23 protein-coding genes are annotated in these 26,481 nt (G+C 58.7%); 4 read left to right on the plus strand and 19 right to left on the minus strand.

Annotation, left to right across the window (positions count from 1 at the left end; genetic code table 11):
- The first annotated feature begins 1,032 nt into the window (after window positions 1–1,032).
- Entirely contained in the window at window positions 1,033–3,324 is a 2,292-nt protein-coding gene (locus tag FEZ62_RS09950; RefSeq protein ID WP_172927530.1) for a YgiQ family radical SAM protein, read from the plus strand.
- 107 nt (window positions 3,325–3,431) lie between these two features.
- Here the strand turns inward: FEZ62_RS09950 and FEZ62_RS09955 are convergent, their stop codons facing one another.
- The 3 genes from FEZ62_RS09955 to FEZ62_RS09965 all read right to left on the minus strand — a co-directional run bounded on the left by FEZ62_RS09955 (window position 3,432) and on the right by FEZ62_RS09965 (window position 6,007).
- A complete protein-coding gene (locus FEZ62_RS09955; RefSeq protein ID WP_172927531.1) occupies window positions 3,432–4,697 on the minus strand; it encodes an Hsp70 family protein in 1,266 nt (421 codons plus the stop codon).
- 91 nt (window positions 4,698–4,788) lie between these two features.
- On the minus strand, window positions 4,789–5,223 hold the full coding sequence (locus tag FEZ62_RS09960; protein WP_172927592.1) for a VTT domain-containing protein: 435 nt from the start codon (window positions 5,221–5,223) through the stop codon (window positions 4,789–4,791).
- Window positions 5,224–5,284: 61 nt separating this feature from the next.
- Window positions 5,285–6,007, minus strand: coding sequence for a VC0807 family protein (locus FEZ62_RS09965; RefSeq protein ID WP_069898266.1), 723 nt, complete (start codon window positions 6,005–6,007; stop codon window positions 5,285–5,287).
- A 261-nt stretch (window positions 6,008–6,268) separates the two neighbouring features.
- Here FEZ62_RS09965 and FEZ62_RS09970 point away from each other — a divergent pair, with 261 nt between their 5' ends.
- The 3 genes from FEZ62_RS09970 (at window position 6,269) to FEZ62_RS09980 (ending at window position 8,334) form a co-directional block, all read left to right on the plus strand.
- Entirely contained in the window at window positions 6,269–6,994 is a 726-nt protein-coding gene (locus FEZ62_RS09970; protein WP_239655506.1) for an ABC transporter substrate-binding protein, read from the plus strand.
- A gap of 124 nt (window positions 6,995–7,118) precedes the next feature.
- Window positions 7,119–7,982, plus strand: coding sequence for an isocitrate lyase/phosphoenolpyruvate mutase family protein (locus tag FEZ62_RS09975; protein ID WP_172927593.1), 864 nt, complete (start codon window positions 7,119–7,121; stop codon window positions 7,980–7,982).
- Between the two features lie 85 nt (window positions 7,983–8,067).
- The gene (locus FEZ62_RS09980) at window positions 8,068–8,334 is read left to right on the plus strand and encodes a DksA/TraR family C4-type zinc finger protein (protein ID WP_069898264.1); all 267 of its coding nucleotides are present in this window, start codon (window positions 8,068–8,070) and stop codon (window positions 8,332–8,334) included.
- Between the two features lie 132 nt (window positions 8,335–8,466).
- Here FEZ62_RS09980 and ureC read toward each other — a convergent pair whose 3' ends face one another.
- The 16 genes from ureC to dusB all read right to left on the minus strand — a co-directional run bounded on the left by ureC (window position 8,467) and on the right by dusB (window position 26,430).
- Window positions 8,467–10,167 carry an urease subunit alpha gene (ureC, locus tag FEZ62_RS09985; protein WP_069898263.1) on the minus strand — a complete coding sequence of 567 codons (1,701 nt, stop codon included), beginning with the start codon at window positions 10,165–10,167 and terminating at the stop codon, window positions 8,467–8,469.
- Between the two features lie 85 nt (window positions 10,168–10,252).
- On the minus strand, window positions 10,253–10,558 hold the full coding sequence (locus FEZ62_RS09990) for an urease subunit beta (protein WP_069898262.1): 306 nt from the start codon (window positions 10,556–10,558) through the stop codon (window positions 10,253–10,255).
- A 5-nt stretch (window positions 10,559–10,563) separates the two neighbouring features.
- Complete coding sequence (locus FEZ62_RS09995) at window positions 10,564–11,064, minus strand: GNAT family N-acetyltransferase (RefSeq protein ID WP_069898556.1); 501 nt, start codon at window positions 11,062–11,064, stop codon at window positions 10,564–10,566.
- Between the two features lie 8 nt (window positions 11,065–11,072).
- Complete coding sequence (gene ureA, locus FEZ62_RS10000) at window positions 11,073–11,375, minus strand: urease subunit gamma (protein WP_172927532.1); 303 nt, start codon at window positions 11,373–11,375, stop codon at window positions 11,073–11,075.
- A 48-nt stretch (window positions 11,376–11,423) separates the two neighbouring features.
- Complete coding sequence (locus FEZ62_RS10005; RefSeq protein WP_172927533.1) at window positions 11,424–12,275, minus strand: urease accessory protein UreD; 852 nt, start codon at window positions 12,273–12,275, stop codon at window positions 11,424–11,426.
- A gap of 135 nt (window positions 12,276–12,410) precedes the next feature.
- Window positions 12,411–13,109: an urea ABC transporter ATP-binding subunit UrtE gene (gene urtE / locus FEZ62_RS10010; RefSeq protein WP_150547768.1), complete on the minus strand. Its 699-nt coding sequence runs from the start codon at window positions 13,107–13,109 to the stop codon at window positions 12,411–12,413.
- A gap of 37 nt (window positions 13,110–13,146) precedes the next feature.
- Entirely contained in the window at window positions 13,147–13,998 is an 852-nt protein-coding gene (urtD, locus tag FEZ62_RS10015) for an urea ABC transporter ATP-binding protein UrtD (protein WP_069898258.1), read from the minus strand.
- Window positions 13,995–15,086, minus strand: a complete 1,092-nt coding sequence (gene urtC / locus FEZ62_RS10020) for an urea ABC transporter permease subunit UrtC (protein ID WP_069898257.1) — start codon at window positions 15,084–15,086, stop codon at window positions 13,995–13,997. The genes urtD and urtC overlap by 4 nt, the downstream gene beginning before the upstream one ends.
- Window positions 15,086–16,660, minus strand: a complete 1,575-nt coding sequence (gene urtB, locus FEZ62_RS10025) for an urea ABC transporter permease subunit UrtB (protein WP_172927534.1) — start codon at window positions 16,658–16,660, stop codon at window positions 15,086–15,088. The genes urtC and urtB overlap by 1 nt, the downstream gene beginning before the upstream one ends.
- Window positions 16,661–16,806: 146 nt before the next feature.
- The gene (urtA, locus tag FEZ62_RS10030) at window positions 16,807–18,075 is read right to left on the minus strand and encodes an urea ABC transporter substrate-binding protein (protein ID WP_172927535.1); all 1,269 of its coding nucleotides are present in this window, start codon (window positions 18,073–18,075) and stop codon (window positions 16,807–16,809) included.
- 221 nt (window positions 18,076–18,296) lie between these two features.
- Window positions 18,297–18,893: a MarC family protein gene (locus FEZ62_RS10035; RefSeq protein ID WP_069898254.1), complete on the minus strand. Its 597-nt coding sequence runs from the start codon at window positions 18,891–18,893 to the stop codon at window positions 18,297–18,299.
- A 110-nt stretch (window positions 18,894–19,003) separates the two neighbouring features.
- Entirely contained in the window at window positions 19,004–21,670 is a 2,667-nt protein-coding gene (locus FEZ62_RS10040; RefSeq protein WP_172927594.1) for a hybrid sensor histidine kinase/response regulator, read from the minus strand.
- Between the two features lie 197 nt (window positions 21,671–21,867).
- Window positions 21,868–23,157 (minus strand): phosphoribosylamine--glycine ligase, encoded by a 1,290-nt coding sequence (purD, locus tag FEZ62_RS10045; protein ID WP_069898252.1) that lies wholly within the window; start codon window positions 23,155–23,157, stop codon window positions 21,868–21,870.
- A 278-nt stretch (window positions 23,158–23,435) separates the two neighbouring features.
- Window positions 23,436–25,043 carry a bifunctional phosphoribosylaminoimidazolecarboxamide formyltransferase/IMP cyclohydrolase gene (purH, locus tag FEZ62_RS10050; RefSeq protein ID WP_069898251.1) on the minus strand — a complete coding sequence of 536 codons (1,608 nt, stop codon included), beginning with the start codon at window positions 25,041–25,043 and terminating at the stop codon, window positions 23,436–23,438.
- Window positions 25,044–25,114: 71 nt separating this feature from the next.
- Window positions 25,115–25,435, minus strand: a complete 321-nt coding sequence (gene fis, locus FEZ62_RS10055; RefSeq protein WP_069898250.1) for a DNA-binding transcriptional regulator Fis — start codon at window positions 25,433–25,435, stop codon at window positions 25,115–25,117.
- On the minus strand, window positions 25,432–26,430 hold the full coding sequence (gene dusB / locus FEZ62_RS10060; RefSeq protein ID WP_069898249.1) for a tRNA dihydrouridine synthase DusB: 999 nt from the start codon (window positions 26,428–26,430) through the stop codon (window positions 25,432–25,434). Before dusB ends, fis begins: the two co-directional genes overlap by 4 nt.
- Window positions 26,431–26,481 lie beyond the last annotated feature (51 nt).

Consider the following 26,481-nt stretch of genomic DNA (forward strand, 5'->3'; position numbering starts at 1 on the left):
TGCATTACACCGACGCAATGCCGTGACGGATTACGCCGCATTGCGGCTAATCCATCCTCCGTGATCTGTATGGCTTTATGGAGGTTGGAATCCGCAACGCGGCTTCCGACATGGCGGATGGCCTGCTGTGCGCGGTCTGCTTTGATCGTTGCCGGGTTATTTTTGGGTGTCCGGTTATGCATTCCATCGACGCAATGCCATGACGGATTTCGCCGCGTTGCGACTAATCCATCCTCCGTGATCCGTGCGGCCTGGAGGTTGGAATCCGCGTCGCGGCTTCCGACATGGCGGATGGCTTGCTGTGCGCGGTTTGCTTTTGATCGTTGGTGGGTTTTGGGGTGCTGGTTTATGCATTCCACCGATGCAATGTCATGACGGATTACGCCGCGTTGCGGCTAATCCATCCTCCGTGATCTGTGTGGCTTTATGGAGGTTGGAATCCGCATCGCGGCTTCCGACATGGCGGATGACCTGCTGTGCGCGGTCTGCTTTTGATCGTTGCCGGGTTTTTGGGTATCCGGTTATGCATTCCACCGATGCAATGTCATGACGGATTACGCCGCGTTGCGGCTAATCCATCCTCCGTGATCTGTGTGGCTTTATGGAGGTTGGAATCCGCATCGCGGCTTCCGACATGGCGGATGGCCTGCTGTGCGCGGTCGGCTTTTGATCGTTGGCGGGTTTTTTGGGTGTTCGGTTATGCATTCCATCGACGAAATGCCATGACGGATTACGCCGCGTTGCGGCTAATCCATCCTCCGTGATCGGTGTGGCTTTATGGAGGTTGGAATCCGCATTGCGGCTTCCGACATGGTGATAATGGGGCAAGGCCGGCGTGTGTTGTCGGGGCGACTACTCTGAGCTGGGCGCGGTGCTAGCGTTGGTTGAATGAACGCGAGGCCGATAGGCGGAAAATTTAACCAATACCCGGCTGCCTGCCCATGCGGCAGATAAACCCAGCGGGGAGGTCGGAATTGGTTAAAATTTGTGCTATTCTCCGCGCCCGTTAAAATCCTTCACCCGGTCATTGTCATGCACGCAGCCAAGCCGTTATTCGATTATCCAAAATACTGGGCCGAGTGCTTCGGTCCAGCGCCTTTCTTGCCGATGAGCCGGGAAGAGATGGATCAGCTTGGCTGGGATTCGTGTGACATCATCATCGTGACCGGCGATGCGTATGTTGACCATCCGTCGTTCGGCATGGCCATTATCGGCCGTTTGCTGGAAGCGCAGGGTTTTCGTGTCGGCATCATTGCGCAGCCTGACTGGAAATCGAAAGATGACTTCATGAAGCTCGGCGAGCCCAACCTGTTCTTCGGGGTGGCTGCTGGCAACATGGACTCGATGATCAACCGCTACACCGCCGACAAGAAAATCCGCTCGGACGACGCCTACACGCCAGGCGGTTTGGCCGGGAAGCGTCCGGATCGGGCCAGCCTGGTGTATAGCCAGCGCTGTAAAGAAGCCTACAAGCATGTGCCGATTGTGCTGGGCGGTATCGAAGCCTCGCTGCGTCGTATTGCGCATTACGATTACTGGCAGGACAAGGTGCGTCATTCGATTCTGATCGATGCCTGTGCCGACATCCTGTTGTACGGCAACGCCGAGCGCGCCATCGTTGAAGTGGCCCAGCGTTTGGCCTTCGGTCATAAAATCGAAGACATCACTGATATTCGCGGCACCGCGTTCATTCGCCGTGACACGCCGAAAGAGTGGATGGAGATCGACTCCACACGTATTGATCGTCCCGGTAAGGTCGACAAGATCATCAACCCGTATGTGAATACTCAGGACACTCAGGCCTGCGCGATCGAGCAAGAAAAAGGCCCGGTTGATGACCCGAACGAAGCCAAGGTCGTGCAACTGCTGCCGCACCCGCGTCTGGAGCGTGACAAGACGGTTATCCGCCTGCCATCGTTCGAGAAAGTCCGTTCCGATGCCGTGCTCTATGCGCACGCCAACCGCGTGTTGCACCTTGAGACCAACCCCGGCAACGCCCGTGCGCTCGTGCAAAAGCACGGAGAGGTCGATGTGTGGTTCAACCCACCACCGATCCCGATGACCACCGAAGAGATGGACTACGTGTTCGGCATGCCTTATGCGCGCATCCCGCACCCGGCGTATGGCAAGGAGAAAATCCCGGCCTACGACATGATCCGCTTCTCGGTGAATATTATGCGCGGCTGCTTCGGTGGCTGTACGTTCTGCTCGATTACCGAGCACGAAGGGCGGATTATCCAGAACCGTTCGCATGAGTCGATTCTCAACGAGATCGAAGAAATTCGCGACAAGGTTCCCGGCTTTACCGGCGTTATCTCCGACTTGGGTGGCCCGACCGCGAACATGTATCGTATCGCCTGCAAGAGCCCGGAAATTGAAGCCGCGTGCCGCAAGCCGTCCTGTGTATTCCCCGGGATTTGCGAGAACCTGAATACCGACCACTCGTCCTTGATTCAGCTTTATCGCTCGGCGCGTGATTTGCCGGGCGTGAAGAAGATTCTGATTGCCTCGGGCTTGCGTTACGACCTCGCGGTCGAGTCGCCAGAGTACGTTAAAGAGTTGGTGACCCATCATGTTGGCGGCTATCTGAAGATTGCCCCGGAACATACCGAGGAAGGCCCGCTGAACAAGATGATGAAGCCGGGCATTGGCAGCTATGACAAGTTCAAGCGCATGTTCGAGAAGTACTCGAAAGAGGCCGGCAAAGAGCAGTACCTGATTCCTTACTTCATCGCCGCTCACCCGGGCACCACCGATGAAGACATGATGAATCTGGCGCTGTGGCTGAAGAGTAACGACTTCCGTGCGGATCAGGTGCAGGCGTTCTATCCGTCGCCAATGGCCACCGCCACCGCGATGTACTACTCAGGCAAGAACCCGCTGCGCAAGGTGACGTACAAGAGCGACGGGGTGAACATCGTCAAGAGCGAAACCCAGCGCCGTCTGCACAAGGCATTCCTGCGTTATCACGACCCGCGTGGCTGGCCGCTGTTGCGTGAAGCACTTGAGCGCATGGGCCGCAGCGACCTGATTGGTAACGGTAAGCACCAGCTGATTCCGGCGCACCAGCCTGCCACCGACAGCTACCAGAGCGCACGTCGCAAGAACTCGACGCCAGCCGGTAGCAAGAAGGTCGGCAAGGCCATGCTTACCCAGCACACCGGCTTGCCGCCGCGCGCCAGTGATGGCGGGAATCCTTGGGACAAGCGTGAGCAGGCCAAAGCAGCCGCGTTCGCCAAGAATCAGGAAGCGGCGCGTGAGCGTGCCAATGCCAAGAAGGGCAAAGGCAAGAAGCCTTCCAAACCGGCCGCTGTGCCGCGCTAAATGATGTTGCGGGTGCCGGCGCTGCTTGTGCAGCCCGCGCCCAAAGCTCCTGCCTTGGGCGCGGATGAGATGCCGCGCCAAGCCTGCATCTCATCCAGCTTGTTTACTCAGCCGTAGCGCTTCTGCGCCTCAATCGCCAGGCCATTGCCAATACTGCCGAAGTTGTTGCCTTCGACATGACGGGCATTCGGCAGCATGGCGGCAACGCTTTGGCGTAGCGCCGGGATGCTGCTTGAACCGCCGGTGAAGAACACCGTATTGACCTGATCGACGCTGACATTGGCGCGGGTCATCAATTCGGTAACGCTGGCGCGAATCTTCTCCAGCAGCGAATCAATCGAGCTGTCGAACAGCTCGCGAGTCAGTTCAGCGACCAGGCCCGGCTCGATGCGCTTGAGGTCGATTTCGCGATTATCGGTTTCAGTCAGCTCGATTTTGCTGTCTTCCACCTGCATCGCCAGCCAGTGGCCAGCGCGCTGGTCAATCAACTTGAACAGGCGGTCGATGCCAGTCGGGTCGACGATGTCGTAGCGCATGTTCTGCAACGCCAGCTGCGATTTCTGCGCGTACACCGCGTTAATGGTGTGCCAGGTTGCGAGATTGAGGTGCGAGCTGGTGGGCATCAGCGCCGAGCTTTTCATCCGGCTGCCGTATCCGAACAGTGGCATCACCCCTTGCAGGCTGAGTTGCTTGTCGAAGTCGGTACCGCCGATGTGCACGCCGCCAGTGGCCAGAATATCGTCCTGGCGCTCTGCAACTGCGCGCCGCTCGGGTGATAGACGCACCAGTGAGAAGTCCGAAGTACCGCCGCCGATATCGACGATCAGTACCAGCTCTTCGCCGGTGATGGTGCTTTCGTAGTCGAAGGCCGCGGCAATCGGCTCGAACTGGAACGACACATCCTTGAAGCCGAGCTTGTGGGCAACGCTGACCAGGGTGTTTTGTGCTTCCATGTCGGCGACCGGATCGTCATCGACAAAGAACACCGGGCGGCCCAGTACCACCTCTTCAAAGCTGCGTTCTGCCACGGCTTCGGCGCGGTTTTTCAGCTCGCCGATAAAGAAGCCCAGCAGGTCCTTGAAGGGCAGTGCACTGCCGAGGACGGTGGTTTCGCTTTTCAGCAGTTTCGAGCCCAGCAGGCTTTTCAGGGAGCGCATCAGGCGTCCCTCGTAACCTTCGAGGTATTCGTGCAGGGCCAGACGGCCGTATACCGGGCGGCGTTCTTCGAAGTTGAAGAAAATTACCGAGGGCAGGGTGATCTTGCCGTCTTCGAGCTCGATCAAGGCCTGCGTGTCGGGGCGTTGCCAGCCGACGGTGGAGTTTGAGGTACCAAAATCTATGCCGACGGCGCGGGCGGGAGTAGTAAATGACATGCGGCGCGCTGTTCCAAAAAAACGGCCGCGCATTCTAAGCGAGCTGGCCGCGCATTGCTGCCCCCACTGGTAAGTTTGTCGGGGATTTTATTCAGGGCTGGGTTATGCCAAGGGTTATGGCGGCGAGAATCGCATAACGGGCTGATTTGGCCAGCGTGACGATCAGCATGAAGCGCCACAACGGCTCGCGCATAACGCCGGCGATAAGGGTCAGCGGGTCACCGATTACCGGCATCCAACTGAGCAGCAGGCTCCAGTGGCCGTAGCGCTGATACTGCGTTTGCGCGCGTTGTAAATGCTGTGCGGAGACCGGAAACCAGCGGCGATCTCTGAAACGCTCGACGGCGCGTCCCAGCAGCCAGTTCACCAGCGAGCCCAGAACATTGCCGCAACTGGCGATGACAACCAGCCACCAAGGGCTGTAGTCACCACTGAGCAGCAACGCGACCAGCACCGCCTCTGACTGCAGGGGCAGCAGCGTGGCGGCGCCGAAGGCCGAGAGGAACAGGCCGAGGTAGACCGAGATTGTCAGCAAGGCGTTAAGGTCTGCTGACGCCCAGGCACAAGGGCGTCAGCCAGCCGGCGGGTCAGTCGTCTTGACCGGTGTTGTGCATGATCTCTTCGAGCTTGAGCCCGGTGAGGCCATGAATGGTTTTCCACAGGTAGTAGAAAATGGCCATCATCATGATCATCGACGGGATGGCGATCATCGGGTAGCTGAGCAAGGTCAGGCGACCCAGCTCTTCGTTAAAGGCCTCGGAGCCCCCCGGACTTGTGACAATCCACTTGGCCAACACGTAGTTCATTACCGAGGAGAAAAAGAACGTGCCGCTCAGCCAGTAAGTGGCTTTAAGCAGGCGTTGCTCGAATTGCTCGGTGTTGCCGCCTTGTTCGAGCCGTTCCTGGATCTTGTCGACATTGAGCACCGCTTTGTTGAACAGCATGGTGCGGATCAACGGGTAGCGGGTGCGGGTCGAGATAATCACGGCGATGCCGATAAGCCCCGGAACGGCAGCTTCCTTGATGGCCAGCCACTGGTTGTCGAGTTTCAGCAGGCCGATGCCGCCGGTAAGCAATACGCTTACCAGACCCAGCAGCGCGATAAAGTTGAACTTGCGGTATTTGATCAGCTCGAAAGCGCCCCAGCCCAGCGGGAATGCCAGTGCGAGGATCAGTGCGCCATCAGCGCCAAGACGCGTTTCGCCGCTGAGTTTCATCAGAATGAGCGAGGGAATAACAATGCTCACCAGCATATCGATCAGCGGGCGAGGCTTGTGCGTTTCTGTCGGCGTATGCGTTATGTCAGTCATGTCTATCAAATAGCAGAGTTGAGGTGCGATCATCGCCTGCTTGAGGCTTGGCGGCTAGTCCGATTGTCGGTTGTAGCTTGAAGAATTTGTCAAAATTTACTGCCAGCTGAATTATCGGTAACCAAAAGGCGTAGATGGCGGGTGCGTTTCAGTGAGTTATGATCGTGTATTCGCGCATCATGGTGGCACATTGTTAGTACCAAGAATTGGCGACAGGGGTAAGGCTGAGTGGGGTGTTTTGCAAAGAAACTGAGTTGTGCCGTGTTGTTGAGTTTGCTCGGGGTTCAAGCCTCGGCGGCTATGCGTTTCTACACTGAAGAGGCAGCGCCGTTGGCTTTTATGCAAGACGGCGAAATGCGCGGCATGTCGGCGGAGCTGGTCAACGCGCTTATCGCCCGTACCGGCGAGCCTTCAACTGTCGAAATAGTGCCCTGGACACGTGGCTATTATCTGGCTCAGCGTGAGCCGGACACGGCGCTGTTTTCTACCGTGCGCACACCCGAGCGCGAAGCCAGCTTCCAGTGGGTTGGGCCGATTCTGGTGGGCAGCAGCCGTTTCTACTCGCTCAAAAGTAACCCCATTGAGGTCAACAGCCTGCAAGATGCAGCGGCCAGCGGCCCCTTGGCTCTACCGAAAAAATGGTACAGCTACGAAAGTTTGCAACATATGGGGTTATCCAACCTCTATGGTGTCGACAGCGCGAAGATCATGGTCAGAATGCTCAAGCGCGGAAGGGTCAACCTGATTGCCACTCAGGACCTGACGCTGGAGCAGGAGCTTGCCACTGGCGGGCTGGTACCGGCTGACGTTCGTGCTCATATGAGCTTCATGAAGTCGGCTTACTATATCGCCTTTTCACCGGCGACCAGCCCGGCCAAGGTTGCCCTTTGGCAAAGCGCGCTTGACGACATGCGCGCAGATGGCAGCTACGAAAAGATTGTTCACAAGTGGCTGCCCCACGTAGACGTTAACACCAGCGCCGAGTGACAGACGGCCCCCGGCGGGCTGTCACCCGATCTTTGCAGCGTGCGTCTTACACCCAATATTCGCTAGGCCAGCCCGACTTTTGCGGCTGGCCGGATTAACTTTTTGGAGCCGTCATATGCCCATTATTCAACGCGCCTCGCATCACCAGTTGCGCAGTGCTTTCCAGCAGCTGCTTGCGTCCAGCGAGTGTTACCACACGGCGTCGGTGTTTGATCCGATGTCGGCGCGCATTGCTGCCGATCTGGGTTTTGAGGTGGGTATTCTGGGTGGCTCGGTCTCCTCGTTGCAGGTTTTGGCCGCTCCGGATTTTGCCCTGATCACCCTCAGCGAGTTTGTCGAACAGGCCACGCGCATTGGCCGTGTCAGCCGCCTGCCGGTGATTGCTGACGCCGACCACGGCTACGGCAACGCCCTGAACGTAATGCGCACGGTGGTTGAGCTTGAGCGCGCAGGCGTCGCGGCGCTGACCATTGAAGACACCCTTCTGCCAGCTCAGTTCGGGCGCAAATCAACCGACCTGATCAGCGTCGAAGAAGGCGTCGGCAAGATCCGCGCTGCGCTTGAAGCGCGGGTTGATCCGGACCTCGCCATCATCGCCCGAACGCATGCAGGCGTACTGGGTATTGATGAGGTGATCCGCCGTACTCAGGCTTATCAGGCCGCTGGCGCCGACGGCATTTGCATCGTCGGCATTGAAGACTTCGAGCATCTGGAGCAGGTCTCGGCGGCGCTTTCCGTGCCGCTGATGCTGGTCACTTACGGCAACCCCAAGCTGCGCGATAACGCGCGTCTGGCCAGCCTGGGTGTGCGTATCGTGGTTAACGGCCACGCGGCCTACTTTGCGGCGATCAAGGCGACTTACGACTGCCTGCGTGAGCAGCGTGAAGCACTGGGCAGTGACCTCAGCGCCTCGCAACTGGCGCACAAGTACACCATGCCCGAAGAGTATGTGGCATGGGCCGAAGAGTTCATGGACGTTAAAGAGTAGAGTGCTCCGCGCCCGGCAGATCTTGAATTTTTTGCGCTGAGCGCGCATATCTATCCCGTGTTGGTAAACAACTCAGGAGTCGATCATGGCCGGTGGTTGGGCAAGTGATGGTGCGGTACAAGAGCAAATCGACAGCAGCATCGACGATGCGATTCAGCGTGCCCGCAGCCAGTTGCATACAGGGCAGAGCCTGACGCATTGCGAGCAGTGTGATGCGCCCATCCCGCAAGCGCGGCGAGAAGCCGTTCGCGGGGTGCGCTTGTGCATAACCTGTCAGGCCGAAGACGATAAAGCCAATGCCGCAGGTGCCGGTTACAACCGGCGCGCGAGTAAAGACAGCCAGTTGCGCTGACGCATGACTGGCGCCGATTCGCCGCATGCTTGAATCCAAACGCAGAATATCAACCGGCGATCAGCCTGCTCAGCGCAAACAGGGCCCATGTCGGGCCCTGTTTGCGTTTACAACGGATACCGAGCTGAGCGGTCAGAACAGGAAGTAGCGCTGCGCCATTGGCAGCACTTCTGCCGGTTCACACCAGAGCAGTTGACCGTCTGCCTTGACCTGATAATTCTGCGCATCGACTTCGATGTTGGGCAGGTAGTCGTTGTGGATAAGATCGGTCTTCTTCACATCGCGGCAACCTTTGACCACGCCAATCTGCTTCTTCAAACCCAATTGCTCGGGCACGCCGGCATCCTTGGCCGCCTGACTGATAAAGGTCAGGCTGGTGGCGTGGCGCGAGCCGCCGTAGCTGGCGAACATCGGACGATAGTGCACCGGCTGCGGTGTCGGGATCGACGCGTTGGCATCTCCCATCAGGCTGGCCGCAATGGCTCCGCCCTTGAGAATCAGGGTCGGTTTGACGCCGAAGAACGCCGGACGCCAGAGCACCAGATCTGCCCACTTACCGACCTCGATTGAGCCCACTTCATGGCTGATGCCATGGGTAATCGCCGGGTTGATGGTGTACTTGGCGATGTAGCGTTTGATGCGAAAGTTATCGTTGCCTTCACCATCGCCCGGCAATGCACCGCGCTGTTGCTTCATCTTGTCGGCGGTTTGCCATGTGCGGGTAATCACCTCGCCGACGCGGCCCATGGCCTGACTGTCGGAGCTGATCATCGAGAAGGCGCCGAGGTCATGCAAAATGTCCTCGGCGGCGATGGTTTCGCGGCGAATACGGCTCTCGGCGAAAGCCACGTCTTCGGCAATGCTCGGGTCGAGGTGGTGGCAAACCATGAGCATGTCGAGGTGCTCATCAATGGTGTTCTTGGTGAACGGCCGGGTCGGATTGGTCGAGCTTGGCAGCACGTTCGTAAAGCCACACGCCTTGATGATGTCCGGCGCATGGCCGCCACCGGCACCTTCGGTGTGATAGGTGTGAATGGTGCGGCCCTTGAATGCGCCCAGGGTGGTTTCAACAAAACCCGACTCGTTGAGTGTGTCGGTGTGAATCGCCACCTGTACGTCGTACTCGTCGGCCACGCTCAGGCAGTTGTCGATGGCGGCAGGCGTCGTGCCCCAGTCTTCGTGCAGCTTGAGGCCGATAGCGCCGGCTTTGACCTGCTCTATCAGCGGCTCCGGCAAACTGGCGTTGCCCTTGCCGGTAAAGCCAATATTCATCGCGAAAGAGTCGGCCGCTTGCAGCATGCGCGCCATGTGCCACGGGCCGGAAGTGCAGGTCGTGGCGTTGGTGCCGGTTGCTGGGCCGGTGCCGCCACCGATCATGGTGGTCACGCCGCTCATCAGTGCTTCTTCGATCTGCTGCGGGCAAATGAAGTGAATATGCGAGTCGATCCCGCCAGCGGTGAGGATCATGCCTTCACCGGCAATAACTTCGGTGCCTGCGCCAACTGCGATAGTGACATCGGGCTGGATGTCGGCGTTGCCACCTTTGCCGATTGCCGCAATGCGCCCGTCCTTGAGGCCCACATCGGCTTTGACGATGCCCCAGTGATCGATGATCAGCGCGTTGGTGATCAGCGTATCGACCACATCTTTGGCGCACAACTGGCCTTGGCCCATGCCGTCACGGATGACTTTGCCGCCGCCGAACTTGACCTCTTCGCCGTAGGTGGTGAAGTCCTTCTCGACCTCGACCCAAAGCTCGGTATCGGCCAGGCGAACCTTGTCGCCAACGGTTGGGCCGAACATGTCAGCGTAGGCTTGTCTGCTGATTTTCATGGTGTGCTAATCCTGTTTCAGGCTGCCCCGGCGTTACGTGTCCGAGGTCGAAATATCGATTTCACAAAGCGTTTGCAGCCACCCGTTACAGGTCGCCCATGATCCGTCCGGCAAAGCCGAACACGCGGCGATGGCCGGCCAGATCAACCAGCTCGACTTCACGTGACTGACCCGGCTCGAAACGCACGGCGGTGCCGGCTGGAATATTCAGACGCATGCCACGGCTAGCCGGGCGGTCGAAGGTCAGCGCATCGTTGGTTTCGAAAAAGTGAAAGTGGGAGCCGACTTGAATCGGCCGGTCACCGCTGTTTGCAACCGTCATGCTGAGGGTGCGGCGGCCGGCGTTGAGTTCGATCTCGCCGTCCTTGATTTGGTATTCACCGGGGATCATTGCGCTCACTCCAGAATCAATTGCAAAAAGGTCAGGTCCAGCCAGCGGTCGAACTTGCGCCCGACTTGCGGCATGACCCCGGTCACTTCAAAGCCGAGGCGCTTGTGCAGTCGGATCGAGGCGCGGTTTTCACTCTCGACCGCCGCCACCATCACATGCAGTTTGTCTGCACGCGCGCGCTCGATAAGTGCTTCCATCAACTGGGCGCCGATACCAAGACCGCGCTGGTCGCCACAGACATACACCGAGTGCTCGACGGTATGGCGGAAGCCTTCAATGCTGCGCCAGGTCCCGTAGGTGGCATAGCCGACCAGACGGCCATTAGCGTCATGGGCAACCAGAACCGGAAAGCCTGCGCGCTGGCGGTCATTGAGCCAGGCCAGACGATTGTCGAGGTCGACTTCTGTCTCGTTCCAGATCGCCGTGGTGTTGCGCACTGCATCGTTGTAAATCGCCAGAATGTGCGGGGCGTCGGCCTCGCTGGCATCGTTGATCAATATCATCAAGGCACCTTTCAAACGATGGGTTGATGCACGGTGACAAGCTTCGTGCCATCCGGGAACGTGGCTTCGACCTGAATTTCCGGGATCATTTCGGGGATGCCTGGCATCACTTGATTACGGCTCAGCAGGGTGGTGCCGTAATGCATCAGATCGGCCACGGTCTGACCGTCGCGGGCACCTTCCAGCAGCGCGGCAGAAATATACGCCATCGCTTCCGGGTAATTGAGTTTCACCCCGCGAGCCAAACGGCGTTCGGCTACCAGCCCGGCAGTGAATATCAGTAATTTGTCTTTTTCGCGTGGACTTAAATCCATCTCGGCTTCTCCAGCTCGGATACTTCAAAATGCTGTGGGATAAACAATTCAGGTGTTCCAGATACGCGGAGGCACGGCTTCGCGGCCCAGCGCGGCAGGGCGCAGCAAGCGCCACAATTCAATCAGCCAGGCGCGTGCGTGCAAGGCTTCACTAGCCAGACAACGGGCAACCAGCATGCCAGGCAACTGGCTGAGATCGCCACGCACCTGGCCGCTGGTAACGCCCAGCTGCTCGCGGCAATGTTCGAGTAATTGCGGGTCAATCTTGGCGCTGACCAGCAGCGTCGCAAACACCGGCTTACCGTCTAAACCAATGGGTGAGTCGAGCAGGCCATCATTACCGCAAACGCGTTGGCGCTCGTGCCAGATTAGTTCGCCATCACGGCGAATATCCAGCGCCGACTGGAAATGGCCCTGATCGAAACGCTCGCCACTGGCAGGGCGGCCGAGGGCGATGATGTCCCAGTAAAACAGCCGCGCATCACCTTCAAGCTCAATCGAGGTGCTCAGTTCGGCCTGCGCTGCCGAGTAGACGATGGTTTCCTGCGGCAGCCATTCCAGCGTCGCGCCCGCTTCAACGCGTAAATTCAGCTGCTGAAAAGCCGGGCCGGCGGCGCGATACCACTTGGCCGCGCCGGGGCTGGTCAGTTGCGCCCAGGCGCCGGTTGCAACATTGGCGCTGATGTCCAGCCGGTCGCCACCGGCAATACCGCCTGGCGGGTGGACAATGATGTGCTGACACACCTCGGGGCCTTCCGCGTACAGATGCCTTTGCACCCGCAGCGGACCTTTATGACGGCGCATAACCGGGCGTGTGGTGTCGCCATTTCGGGCGTAGCCCAACTCCAGCTCGGCGTGCCAGCTGGGTGTGAACAGGGCAGGGGTAATCGGTGCGTTCATGCGTTGGTTCGTTATGTCTGTGGCAGAGCGTAGGTGGCAAGTTGCGGCATTAACGCCGCGCTACACAGGTAACGCGGCGGAGCGCCGAATGCGGTTGTGCAACGCTTGATGGCATTGTGCACATTACCGGCTGGATCAGATTGCAACCAGCCCCCTGACGCCATCGGCTTCCATTTGCTCACCGCGGCCTTGCTGGATGATCTCGCCACGCGACATCACCAGATACTGATCGGCGAGTTCGGCGGCGAAGTCATAGAACTGCTCGACCAACAAGATCGCCATGTCGCCTCGTGCCGCGAGTTTCTTGATCACCACGCCGATTTCCTTGATCACCGAGGGCTGAATGCCTTCGGTAGGCTCATCCAGAATCAACAGCCGTGGTTGGCTGGCCAGTGCGCGGCCAATCGCCAATTGTTGCTGCTGACCGCCGGACAAATCACCGCCACGGCGGTGTTTCATCTCTTGCAGCACCGGGAATAACTCGTAGATGAACGCGGGCACTTCTTTGGCCTGGCTGGCCGGGAAGCGCGAGAGTCCCATCAACAGGTTTTCTTCAACCGTGAGCCTGCCAAATATTTCCCGTCCCTGCGGTACATAGGCGATTCCGGCGTGCACGCGCTGGTGCGGCTTGAAGCCGGTAATGGTCTGGTTTTCCCATTTCACCGCGCCTTCTTTGGCGGGAATCAGGCCCATCAGGCATTTCAACAGCGTGGTTTTCCCCACGCCATTGCGCCCCAGCAAGCAGGTGACTTCGCCGACCCTGGCCTCGAAAGACAGGCCGCGCAGGATATGGCTTCCGCCGTAATATTGATGCAGTTGTTCAACGTGCAGCATATTGGTATTCCTTGTTGGTGCGCTGAGAGCGGGGCTGTCAGCGACCGAGATAAACTTCGATCACACGTTCGTCGGCCTGCACTTCATTGAGTGAGCCTTCGGCCAGCACGCTGCCCTGATGGAGTACGGTGACGTGGTCGGCAATCGAGCCGACAAAGCCCATGTCGTGCTCGACCACCATCAGCGAATGCTTGCGTGCGAGTGACTTGAACAACTGCGCGGTGAACTCGGTTTCAGCGTCGGTCATGCCCGCTACCGGCTCGTCGAGCAACAACAGTTGCGGGTCTTGCATGAGCAACATGCCGATCTCGAGGAACTGCTTCTGGCCGTGCGAGAGCAAACCGGCGGGGCGTTGCCGTGCGGTTTCCAGGCGAATGGTGGTCAGTACTTCGTCGATGCGGTCGCGCTGCTCGCCGGTCATCTTTGCGCGCAAGCTGGCCCACACCGACTTGTTGGTCTTTTGCGCCAGTTCGAGGTTCTCGAACACGCTCAACGCCTCGAATACGGTGGGTTTCTGAAACTTTCGACCGATGCCTGACTGGGCGATTTGCACTTCGCTCATGTGCGTCAGGTCGAGGGTTTCACCGAAGTAGGCCATGCCGCTGTCGGGTCGGGTCTTGCCGGTAATCACATCCATCATGGTGGTTTTGCCGGCACCGTTGGGGCCGATGATGCAACGCAATTCGCCGACGCCAATGTACAGGTTGAGATCGGTCAGGGCTTTGAAACCGTCAAAGCTGACGTTGATGCCTTCGAGCGTGAGAATGGTGCCGTGGCGAACATTCAGGCCTTTTTCGGCACGCAGGCCAGCACCGATTGCATCGCGCGCAGCGCCTGCCGGGTCAAAGGCCGGCTCCAGCATGGCTTCCGGGATTGGAACGGCTCTCATGATTTTTCACCTCGCTTGAGCAGGCCCACCACGCCTTTGGGCAGATACAGGGTGACCAGAATAAACAGTGCGCCCAGCGCAAACAGCCAGTATTCGGGGAATGCGACGGTGAACCAGCTCTTCATGCCGTTGACCATTCCAGCGCCGAGAATCGGCCCGATAAGCGTGCCGCGACCGCCGAGTGCGACCCAAACAGCAGCCTCAATCGAGTTGGTGGGCGACATTTCGCTGGGGTTGATGATGCCGACCTGCGGCACATACAGCGCACCGGCCAATCCGCAGAGCACAGCGGACAACACCCAGATAAACAACTTGTAGCCGCGTGGATCGTAGCCGCAGAACATCAGGCGGTTTTCCGCGTCACGCAGCGCCGTGAGTACCCGGCCGAACTTGCTGCGCGCCAGTTTCCAGCCCAGCAGCAAGCTGCCGACCAGTAGCGCTACAGTCGCCAGAAACAGTGCCGCACGCGTGGCTGGAGCGGTGATATCGAAACCGAGAATGCGCTTGAAATCGGTGAAGCCATTGTTGCCGCCAAAGCCGGTTTCGTTGCGAAAGAACAGCAACATGCCGGCGAACGTCAGCGCCTGGGTCATGATCGAGAAATACACGCCCTTGATCCGCGAGCGGAAGGCAAAGAAGCCAAACACCAGCGCGAGCAAACCGGGCGCCAATACCACCAGACACATGGCCCAAAGGAAGTTGCTGGTGCCGTACCAATACCAAGGCAGCTCATTCCAGGCCAGAAAGCTCATGAACGCGGGCAGGCCATCGCCAGCTGTTTCGCGCATCAGGTACATGCCCATGGCATAGCCGCCGAGTGCGAAGAACAGGCCGTGGCCGAGCGATAGCAGGCCGGCGTAACCCCAGACCAGATCCAGCGCCAACGCGACCACGGCGTAGCAGAGAATCTTGCCGACCAGCGTCAGGGTGTAAGCGCTCAGGTGCAGGCTGTTGTCTGCCGGCAGCATGTGCAGCAATGGCATGGCGATCAGTATCAGCAGAATCAGGCCGCCAAGCGCTATTGAAACGCGCGGGCCGAGTCTGGCGCTGGTGCGCGCCAGTACGGTTTGATTTAGAGGCATAGTCATTAGTCGATCACCCGTCCTTTGAGTGCAAACAAGCCTTGCGGGCGTTTCTGAATGAACAGAATGATCAGCGCCAGAATCAGGATCTTGCCGAGCACCGCACCAATCTGCGGTTCGAGAATTTTGTTGGCGATGCCCAGCCCGAAGGCCGCCATTACGCTACCGGCCAACTGGCCGACACCACCGAGTACGACCACCAGGAACGAGTCGATGATGTAGCTCTGGCCAAGGTCCGGGCCGACGTTGCCGATCTGGCTCAGGGCCACGCCGCCCAAGCCTGCGATGCCTGAACCGAGGCCAAAGGCGAGCATGTCGATACGCCCGGTCGGGACGCCGCAGCAGGCCGCCATGTTGCGGTTCTGGGTGACGGCGCGGACGTTGAGGCCCAGACGCGTTTTGTTCAGCAGCAGCCAGGTCAGCACGACCACGAACAGGGCGAAGGCGATGATGACGATGCGGTTGTACGGCAGCACCAGATTAGGCAGCAACTGAATGCCGCCGGAGAGCCAGTAAGGGTTGGCGACTTCGACGTTTTGCGCGCCGAAGATCACCCGCACCAGTTGAATCAGCATCAGGCTGATGCCCCAGGTGGCCAGCAGTGTTTCCAGCGGGCGGCCATAGAGGTGGCGAATCACCGTGCGCTCCAGCGCCATGCCAATAGCGGCGGTTACGCAGAACGCGACGGGCAGAGCGATCAGCGGATACAGGGCAATCGCCTCGGGCGCATAGCGCTGGAACATCACCTGAACCATGTACGTCGAATAGGCGCCGAGCATCAGCATTTCGCCGTGCGCCATGTTGATCACGCCAAGCAGGCCAAAGGTAATTGCCAGGCCCAGCGCGGCAAGTAGCAGAATCGAGCCGAGGCTCATGCCGCTGAAAGCCTGGCCGAGTAACTCGCCTATCAGCAGCCGGCGCTTCACCTGCGCCAGGCTGGTTTCAGCAGCGGTGCGCACGGCAGCGTCAGTTTCTACGCCTTCTTCGAGCAGTCGTTCGAGACGCACACGGGCCAGCGGCTGGCCGGTTTCACCGAGCAGGCGTACTGCCGCCAGCCGCACCGCCGGATCAGTGTCGACCAGTTGCAGGCTGGCCAGCGCGAGGGCCAGCGCTTCGTGAACATCATCGTCGCTTTCATTGCTCAGGCGTTCATTGAGCAGCGGTAACTGTGCAGGCTTGGCGCTTTTCTGCAGCAGCGTGGCACCTTGCAGACGCACCGCCGGATCGCTCGAAAGCAACTGGTGGCTGGCAACGGTGGTGGCAATCAGGCCGCGCAGGCGATTGTTCAGGCGCAATTTACGCAGTTTGCCTACGGGAAGCGTTTCACCTTCAGCGCTCTGGTAACCGCTGTCGGTCTTGTAAAACGGGGTTTTGTTGCTGTCAGCTGCGACGCGGCCGTTTTGCAGCGCATCGAGCAATGGCAAGCGAGTTGGATCGGGCTCGGCAGCCCAAGCCTGGAGCAATTTCGCTTGCTTTGAAGAATTGGCGGCGCTGAAATCTGCCGCGTCACCTGCATGGCTGGTGCTCCAGACGAGGCACAGCAGCAGGGCGAATGAAAGCCGGTAGAGGGCAGTGATCATGATGGTGAGATTCCCTTTGAAAACTCCGGCAACTCTCTTGTCGGAGCTTTCCGGTGAGCTTGCAGCCGGATCTGGTCCGACGCTCAGCAACCAATAGCGATGCCAGCGAGACAGCCGTGTGGCTGCCCGGCTGGCAGTCCATGCGTTTAGTTGGACTTCACTGCGTAATCCGGCTTCTTGTCGTTACCCTCGATGTAAGGGCTCCAAGGCTGGGCGCGGATCGGGCTGTCGGTTTCCCAGACCACATCAAACTGACCGTCTTCCTGAATTTCACCGATCATGACCGGCTTGTGCAGGTGATGGTTGGTCTTGTCCATAGTCAGGGTGAAACCGGACGGCGCGGCGAAGGTCTGGCCGGCCATGGCTTCACGCACTTTGTCGACATCGGTGGTGCCGGCTTTGGTCACAGCCTGCGCCCACATGTTGATACCGACGTAAGTGGCTTCCATCGGGTCGTTGGTCACGGCTTTGTCGGCGCCAGGCAGGTTCTTGGCCTTGGCGTAGGCTTTCCACTTGTTGACGAACTCGGTGTTGACCGGGTTTTCAACCGACTCGAAGTAGTTCCAGGCGGCCAACTGGCCAACCAGTGGCTTGGTGTCGATGCCGCGCAATTCCTCTTCGCCCACCGAGAAGGCTACAACCGGAACGTCGGTGGCTTCGATGCCCTGATTCGCCAACTCTTTGTAAAACGGTACGTTGGAATCGCCGTTCACGGTCGAGATCACTGCGGTTTTGCCGCCTGCCGAGAACTTCTTGATGTTGGCTACGATGGTTTGGTAATCGCTGTGACCAAACGGGGTGTAAACCTCTTCGATGTCTTTGTCGGCGACACCTTTGCTGTGCAGGAATGCCCGCAGAATCTTGTTGGTGGTACGCGGATAGACGTAGTCGGTGCCGAGCAGGAAGAAGCGCTTGGCTGCGCCGCCGTCTTCGCTCATCAGGTATTCAACCGCCGGGATGGCCTGCTGGTTTGGCGCCGCGCCGGTGTAGAACACGTTGGGCGACAGCTCTTCGCCTTCATACTGAACCGGGTAGAACAACAGGCCATTGAGTTCTTCGTAAACCGGCAGTACCGATTTACGCGATACCGACGTCCAGCAGCCGAAGGTTACGGCCACTTTGTCCTGGCTGAGCAACTGACGGCCTTTTTCGGCGAACAGTGGCCAGTTCGAAGCCGGGTCAACTACAACCGGTTCCAATTGCTTGCCGAGAACACCGCCTTTGGCGTTGATCTCGTCGATGGTCATCAGCGCCATGTCTTTCAATGAGGTTTCAGAGATAGCCATGGTGCCGGACAGCGAGTGGAGAATACCGACCTTGATGGTGTCGGCGGCATGCGCGCTGAATGGGAACAAACCGGTCAGCAGCAGGGCGCTGGCGGCTAGGGTCGATTTCAGGAGAGGACGGCGTTTCATTATTATGGCTCCATGCGCAACGGTTGGATTAGACCGGGTTGAAATACCGGGGCTTTAAAAGCCGGGGTCCAATAACCATTGGCAGCATCCGTGCCAATTAGCGCAAGTGCCTGTTTTTCTTGAGAATGTGGTCAGATTTTGGGCGTTAGCGAAACGCCCTGTGCGCTGTGCTGGTGCAGTGAGTTTGCTCTATCTGCACTTTGCGGGTGCGATGCCCTGTATCAGGGCACCAGGTAGTTTTTGATGCCCGTAAAGATGATTTGCGCTGCCAGAGCGCAGACGAACAGGCCCATCAGACGGCTGACAATTTGCAGCCCTTGCTCACCCAGCAAACGCTCGAACTGATTGGATAAATACAGCACCAAGCCAACGGTGAGGCAGGCGAGGGCGATGGCAAATACGGTGACCAGTTTGTCACTCCACAGCGGCTGGCCTGCACCCATCAGCAGCATTGCACCAATGGTGCCCGGGCCGACGGTGAGCGGAATCGTCAGTGGCACAATGGCCACATCCTGCTGCACGTTGTCTGGCTGCATGGCTGTTTTGCCCTGAGCCATGCCCAGCGCAGAGATGAACAAGACGCTGCCGGCACCGATGCGGAAGGCGTCGATGGTGATGCCGAACACGCTGAAAATGTATTTGCCGAACAGGTACAGCAATACGCTGGCAATGAATGCGCCGGTGGCAACTTTCCAGGCCAGCCGCTTACGCTCTTTAAGCGTGTACCCCCGGCTCATGCCGATAAAACAGGACAGCACAAAGAATGGGCCGTAGAGCACCAACAGTTTCAAATACACACTGAACAACTCAGATGCCATGTCGCGACTCGTTTACGTCAAAAGGTTTGATAGCAAGGCTAGCACCGACAGCGCCAATGCTCACTGGCAGTCACAGATGATTGCGGGTTGAGCGTTAGCCGGCTTGCGGGTTAGTGATTCTCAGTGGTCTGGCGATGGTTGACCCAGTAGCCGACCAACTCGCGCAGTTGCGATAACTCGACCGGTTTGGCCATGTGACCATCCATTCCCGAGTGAAGTGCCCGCTCTTTGTGCTCGCTGAGAATATGCGCGGTCAGGGCCACCACCGGAGTGTGTGGATGATTACCGGCACGCTCCCATTCGCGCAGTTGTCGGGTTGCACTGAAACCGTCGAGCACCGGCATTTCGCAATCCATCAGCACCAGATCGTAGTGCTGTGCTTGCATGGCCTCAAGTGCTTCCAAACCATTGCTGGCGGTGTCGGGCTGGACGTTGAGCTTGCCCAACATGCCGCGGATGACTTTGGTGGAGATGCTGTTGTCTTCGGCGACCAGCACGCGAAAATCACTTGGCACCTCTTGCGGGCCAGGCGCTGTCGCTGCCGGTATCGCGCGGGCGACACCGCTCTGGCGTTGGGCGAGCTCATCCGCCAGCGTGGCTTTGAGGGTGTAACCGGCAACCGGCTTGGCGAGAATTCGCTTGATACCGGCATTGCGCGCAATCACCTTGCTCGGCGCGTTGCTGATACCCGTGAGCATGATCAACAGAATGTCGTTGCTCAGGCTCGGGTCTTCCTTGATCCGTGTGGCCAGTTGCAGGCCGGTCATGCCCGGCATTTCCTGATCGAGCAGGACCACGTCGAAATATTCGCGCAGGTGCGATTTGGTGCGCAGCAGCGCCAGCGCTTCTTTGGCCGACGGCACCGCACTGACATACATGCCCCAGGCGCTGCATTGTTGCAGGAGCACTTTGCGGCAGGTGTTGTTGTCATCCACCACCAGCAGGCGTACGCCCTGCAGCGTGTTGTCGAGGTCCGTGGCGGGCTGCTCGATGCGGTCCGGGTCGAGGGGCAGGGTCAGCCACAGGGTCGAGCCTTGCCCGCTACTGCTCTGAATACCAAATTCGCCGTCCATCAGGCGTACCAATTGGCGCGCAATAATCAGCCCGAGGCGTCCACCAAGGCGGCTGGCTGTAAGGAAGTCGCGGCTGTGCAATTCGGCGTGCAGCAGTGCTTCACGCTCTTCTTCCTCAAGCGGGCGGCCACTGTCCTGTACAGCAATGCGCAGGCGCGGTTTGAGCAGGTTGTTATCCAGCGCCACCACGAGCAGGATTTCACCTTCCTCGGTCTGCTTGAAGGCGTTGTCGAGCAGGCTCGATACGGTCTGGCGTAAACGTGTCGGGTCACCGCTGACAATGCGTGGCACTTGCGGCTGGATGAAGCTGATCAGCTCAATCTGCTGCTGCTCGGCGCGTGCGCGGAAAATCGTCAGGCAGTCTTCGACCAGCGCGTTGATATCGAACTGCACGTCATCAAGTTCAATCTGGCCGGATTCGAGCTTGGAGATGTCGAGAATTTCGTTAATCAGGGTCAGCAGCTCGTTGCCCGAGCTGTGAATGGTCTGCACGTAATCGCGTTGTTTGGTCGAAAGTGGCGTGCCCAGCAGCAGCTCGGTCATGCCCAATACGCCGTTCATGGGCGTGCGGATTTCGTGGCTGATCTTGGCTAAAAAGTCGCCTTTGGCCTTGAGTTCGGCGGAGCTAGCTGCCAGTGCCCGACTGATGCTGAATTGCTCCTGGGTTATCCGTCGTTCGCGTGCGCTCAGGGCAATGCTGAGAATGAACGCGCAGATCACGCAGGCAATCAGCAAGGTGTACGCCATCCAGTCCGGGCGAACCGCCCACACGCCATACAGCACAGGCAGGGCGAAAATCAGACACAGGCAAAACAGCATCAACGCAATGCTGAACGGACGAGCCGGGGTATAGCCCTGATGCCAGAAGAACAGGCCAACCGCCAGAATGCTCAGCGAAGCGGCGCCCGTGAGCAGATAGGTCAGCTGGTTGTAGGGCATCTGCGCGACAAAAAACAGCGCGCCGCAGAGCAGCAGCAAAACCAGCATCTCCCAGCGCAAAAGTTTGCTTACCTTGGTCGCGGAGTGGGCGGGGCGAAAAAAGCTGATGGTGAAACCGAGCATGCAGGCAATCGCCGCAATGATCGCGGCACTGGCGATATCCGCTTGCATGCCCTGAAACGGTCCGAGAATAGGCGTGGTAATCCCCAGCAAGCTGGTGCTCATGATGATCAGGCAGAGCTGGCAACCGGCCAGCCAGAGGCAGCTGACGCTGCGCGAATAGGCATAGCGGATGATGTTGTATAGCCCCAGCATCAGCATGCAGCCGATTAGCAGGCCTATCAGCAATGGTTGCGAGAACTCGGTGGCGGCTTGCTCCGAACTCTTGAGACGGATGACCGGGCGCAGGGCATCTTCGGACTCAAGGCGCAGGTAGATATCCACTGCGCTGTCCGAATGCGGGACGGGCAGCAGAAAGTCGATGCTCTGCAGCGGTCGCGTAGACAACGGCAGTTTGTTGCCCGTGCGCACATGCGACAGTAGCTCAGGGCCACTGAAGACGTAAAAGTCGAGGTACGATAAGTAAGGCGAGAAAATCTTCAGCAGGCGCGTGTCGGACTTGGCCGGCAGTTGGTAATGCAGCCAGGAAACGTCAGCGCCGCCCTTGATATAGAGCTTGTTGAGGTCGACCGGGTGAAACTGCGCGCTATATTGCGGGGTGCGGATTTCGTCGAGTGTCAGTGCTGCGCTGGGATCTTCGAGCATCGACCAGCCCACCGCCGAGGCAGCCTGCGGCAAAGCCGACAGAAAAAGGCTGATGAGTAGTCCGATGGCAATCCAGGGCCGACACACTATGGAATCCCTTCATACGGTCAATTGTACAATTATAGCTAAGCAAATTCGGCTCGGGACTGACTAAAACGGACAATGTCTATTCAGCTCAGCCCCGGCGCAAATCCAGCTTAGTTGTCGCCTTGCTCGCGGGCAATTGCACGGTAACCGATATCGCTGCGGTAGAAGCAGCCGTTCCAGTCAACCTTGCGGGCCAGCGCATAAGCGTTTTGCTGAGCATCCAGAACGGTGTCGCCCATCGCGGTTGCGCACAGTACGCGACCACCGGATGTCACAACCTTGCCGTCTTTGAGCGTGGTGCCGGCGTGGAAAACCTTGCCTGGCGCCTGGCTCGCGGCATCAAGGCCGTTGATTTCATCACCCTTGGCGTAATCCGCCGGATAACCGCCTGCTGCCATGACAACGCCCAGGCTCGGGCGCGGGTCCCATTGTGCTTCGACAATGTTCAGCGCTTGCGCTTGAGCCGCTTCGAGCAGCAACAGCAGGCTTGATTGCAGGCGGACCATGATCGGTTGAGTTTCCGGATCACCAAAACGGCAATTGAACTCGATGACTTTCGGTGCGCCGGATTTGTCGATCATCAGGCCGGCATACAGGAAGCCGGTGTAGACATTGCCTTCTTCAGCCATGCCGTTAACGGTCGGCCAGATGACCTCGTCCATTACGCGCTGGTGCACGGCGTCGGTCACAACCGGAGCCGGCGAGTAAGCGCCCATGCCGCCCGTATTCGGGCCAGTGTCCTTGTCGCCAACACGCTTGTGGTCCTGGCTGGTGGCCATCGGCAATACGTTCTTGCCGTCGACCATGACGATGAAGCTGGCTTCTTCGCCATCGAGGAATTCCTCGATAACCACGCGCGAACCGGCGTCACCGAAAGCGTTGCCCGCGAGCATGTCGCGCACGGCATCTTCAGCTTCAGCCAGAGTCATGGCGACGATAACGCCTTTGCCTGCCGCCAGGCCGTCGGCCTTGATGACGATAGGCGCGCCTTTTTCGCGCAGGTAGGCCAGTGCCGGCTCAACCTCGGTGAAGTTCTGGTAGTCCGCCGTCGGGATCTTGTGACGGGCCAGGAAATCCTTGGTGAAGGCTTTCGAACCTTCAAGCTGAGCAGCGCCTGCGGTCGGACCGAAGCAGTGCAAGCCGCGCTTGTTGAACAGGTCAACCACGCCCGCCACCAGCGGCGCTTCCGGGCCAACGATGGTCATCTGCACGTTCTTCTCGGCGAAGTCGGCCAGTTGCTCCAGCGCCAATACATCAATCGCCACGTTCTCGCACTTGGCTTCGGTCGCGGTACCGGCGTTGCCCGGCGCGACGAAAACTTTTTCTACGCGCGCGTCTTGCGCCACTTTCCAGGCCAGCGCGTGTTCACGACCGCCGCTGCCGATAATCAATACGTTCATGTCAGTCTCCTCAAGGAGGCGGGCCTTTGGCCCGAATGGCGGATAAATAAAGCGTTATCCACACTAAGAAACTTCAAGTTGGCTGCAGCTTTCGGTGGATGACAGAAGCGTCATCCACCCTGCGGAGCTTCAACAATCACATTCAACACCATCAAGGTTGCGATCAAGCGAGTGGCTGCAAGGCGCGGGCTGTTTCGAGAAGCGCAGTTGCCGAGTGGCAATGAGCATTATCGAAACTGTCCGCAACGCCGCAGACGCTCACTTCAGCGCGACCGACCTCAGTGCCGAAAATGGCGCATGCCGGTAAAGACCATGGCAATGCCGGCTTCGTCAGCTGCAGCAATCACTTCGTTGTCGCGCATCGAGCCGCCTGGCTGGATTACCGCAGTAATCCCGGCCTTGGCTGCGTTGTCGATGCCATCGCGGAACGGGAAGAACGCGTCGCTGGCCATCACGGCGCCCGGTACTGGCAAGCCAGCGTGCTCGGCTTTGATACCGGCAATGCGGGCGGAGTTGACGCGGCTCATCTGGCCGGCGCCAACACCTACGGTCTGGCGGTTCTTGGCGTAGACAATGGCGTTGGACTTAACGAACTTGGCGACTTTCCAGGCGAAGATCAGGTCGTGAATTTCTTGCTCGCTCGGCGCACGCTGGGTGACGATTTTCAGGTCGTCGGCGGTGATCATGCCGATGTCACGGCTCTGTACCAGCAGGCCGCCGTTAACGCGCTTGAAGTCCCAGCCGGCAGCACGCTCGGCTGGCCATTCGCCGCACTCGAGCAGGCGCACGTTGGCTTTGGCAGCCACTACTTCACGGGCTGCAGCGCTGATGCGCGGGGCGATGATAACTTCAACAAACTGGCGATCAACGATGGCTTGGGCTGTTTCGCCGTCCAGCTCACGGTTGAAGGCGATGATGCCGCCAAAGGCCGATTCGGTGTCTGTGGCGTAGGCCAGATCGTAGGCCTTGCGGATGCCGCCTTCGTCTTCCGGTACCACGGCAACGCCGCATGGGTTGGCGTGCTTGACGATAACGCAGGCCGGCTTGACGAAGCTTTTCACGCACTCAAGTGCAGCGTCGGTGTCGGCTACGTTGTTGTAAGACAGTTCTTTGCCCTGCAACTGCACGGCGCTGGCGATGCTGGCTTCGCCCTTCTTGGCTTCAACGTAGAACGCCGCTTTCTGGTGCGGGTTCTCGCCGTAGCGCATTTCCTGCGTCTTGATGAACTGGCTGTTGAAGGTGCGCGGGAAGTCGCCGCGGGCTTCGGTGCTGAGGGTTTCAGCGGCCTGATCAATGGTGCCCAGGTAGTTGGCGATCATGCCGTCGTATGCTGCGGTGTGCTCGAATGCCTTAAGGGCCAGGTCGAAGCGCTGGGCGTAGCTCAGGCCGCCGGCTTTGAGGTTTTCGACGACGCTGGCGTAGTCGCTGGTGTTGACCACAATCGCCACGTCTTTGTGGTTCTTGGCGGCGCTGCGAACCATGGTCGGGCCGCCAATATCGATGTTCTCGATGGCGTCTGCAAGATCGCAGTTCGGCTTGGCGACGGTGGCTTCAAACGGATACAGGTTGACCGCAACCAGATCAATCGGCTTGATGCCGTGCTCGTCCATGACCGCGCCGTCGATGGCGCGACGGCCCAGAATGCCACCGTGAATCTTCGGGTGCAGGGTCTTGACGCGGCCGTCCATCATTTCCGGGAAGCCGGTGTAATCAGCAACTTCAACTGCTGCGATGCCGTTGTCCTTGAGCAGCTTGTAGGTGCCGCCCGTGGAGAGGATTTCCACGTTGAGGGCAACAAGCTCGCGGGCAAATTCAAGAATGCCGGTCTTGTCGGAAACGCTGATCAAGGCGCGGCGTACTGGAAGGCGGGTGGTCTGGTCGGTCATTTCAGAGTCCATCAGAGCAGGGAAAAAACAAAAAGGCGACTGTTTAGGTCGCCCTTTTTGAGAAGAGGGGGTTACAACAAGTCGTACTGCTTGAGCTTCTTGCGCAGCGTGCCACGGTTCAGGCCAAGCAGCTCGGAGGCTTTGGTCTGGTTACCTTTGACGTAGTTCATCACGGTCTCCAGCAACGGGGCTTCCACCTCGGTGAGTACCAGGTTGTAAACATCGGTGACATCGGCGCCCTCAAGGTGGGCGAAATAATTGTGCAGGGCTTTTTCGACACTGCCGCGCAGGGTTTGCCCTTCTTCGCTCGGCGTGTTGAGGTGCTGCTTCAAACTGGTGCTGTCACTCACGGGTGTAATTCCACTTCCTAAAGTCTCGGTCAACATCGTCATGCAGCCACCCCATCTCCATCGTTATAACGTTCGCGGAAAAATTCGCGAATGCTGGCGCACTGTGCGTCCGTACAATCCAGACGATTAAACTGGGCACGAAACTCCTTGGCCCGTGGCAAGGTTGCCATGTACCACCCGACATGCTTACGGGCAATACGCGCACCCATCACTTCACCGTAAAAGGCATGAAGTGCTGCCAGGTGCTCCAGCAAAATACTTTCAACTTCCATCAAGCTTGGCGCGGCGAGCTTTTCACCGGTGCGCAAGTAGTGCTCGATTTCACGGAAGATCCAAGGGCGACCTTGTGCCGCCCGGCCTATCAGTAATCCATCAACGCCTGTGGCTGCGAATACCTCGGCGGCCTTCTCTGGCGAAGTAATATCGCCATTGGCCAGCACCGGAATCGACACTGCTTGTTTGATCGCAGCGATCGTTTCGTATTCGGCATCGCCGGTGTACAAGTCCGCACGTGTGCGGCCATGTACGGCGAGTGCAACAATTCCGGATTGCTCCGCAATCTTTGCCACTGTTACGCCATTCTTGTTCTGTCTGTCCCAGCCAGTGCGAATCTTCAGGGTGACCGGTACATCGACCGCGTCCACTACCGCCTGCAATATCTCACTGACCAGTGCTTCATCTTTCAGTAACGCCGAGCCTGCGGCCTTGTTACAGACCTTCTTGGCCGGGCAGCCCATATTAATATCGATGATCTGGGCGCCCAATTCGACGTTGCGCTTAGCCGCTTCAGCCATCATTTGCGCATCGCCTCCGGCTATCTGCACGGAGCGCGGTTCGGGATCACCTTGGTGAATCAAGCGTAGGCTTGATTTGCGGGTATTCCACAACCGCACATCGCTCGTGACCATTTCGGATACCACCATGCCGGCACCCATGCGCTGGCAGAGTTGGCGAAATGGCCTGTCGGTGACTCCGGCCATAGGCGCGAGGATCAGCCGGTTAGGCAATGTGTATGGGCCGATGCGTAGCGTCGACATAGGGCTTCCCTGCTCAAGAGACAAGCTGTTGAGACCAATAGGAGACTGCGA

The organism is Pseudomonas sp. MS19 (assembly GCF_013277615.1).
Taxonomy (GTDB): domain Bacteria; phylum Pseudomonadota; class Gammaproteobacteria; order Pseudomonadales; family Pseudomonadaceae; genus Aquipseudomonas; species Aquipseudomonas marincola.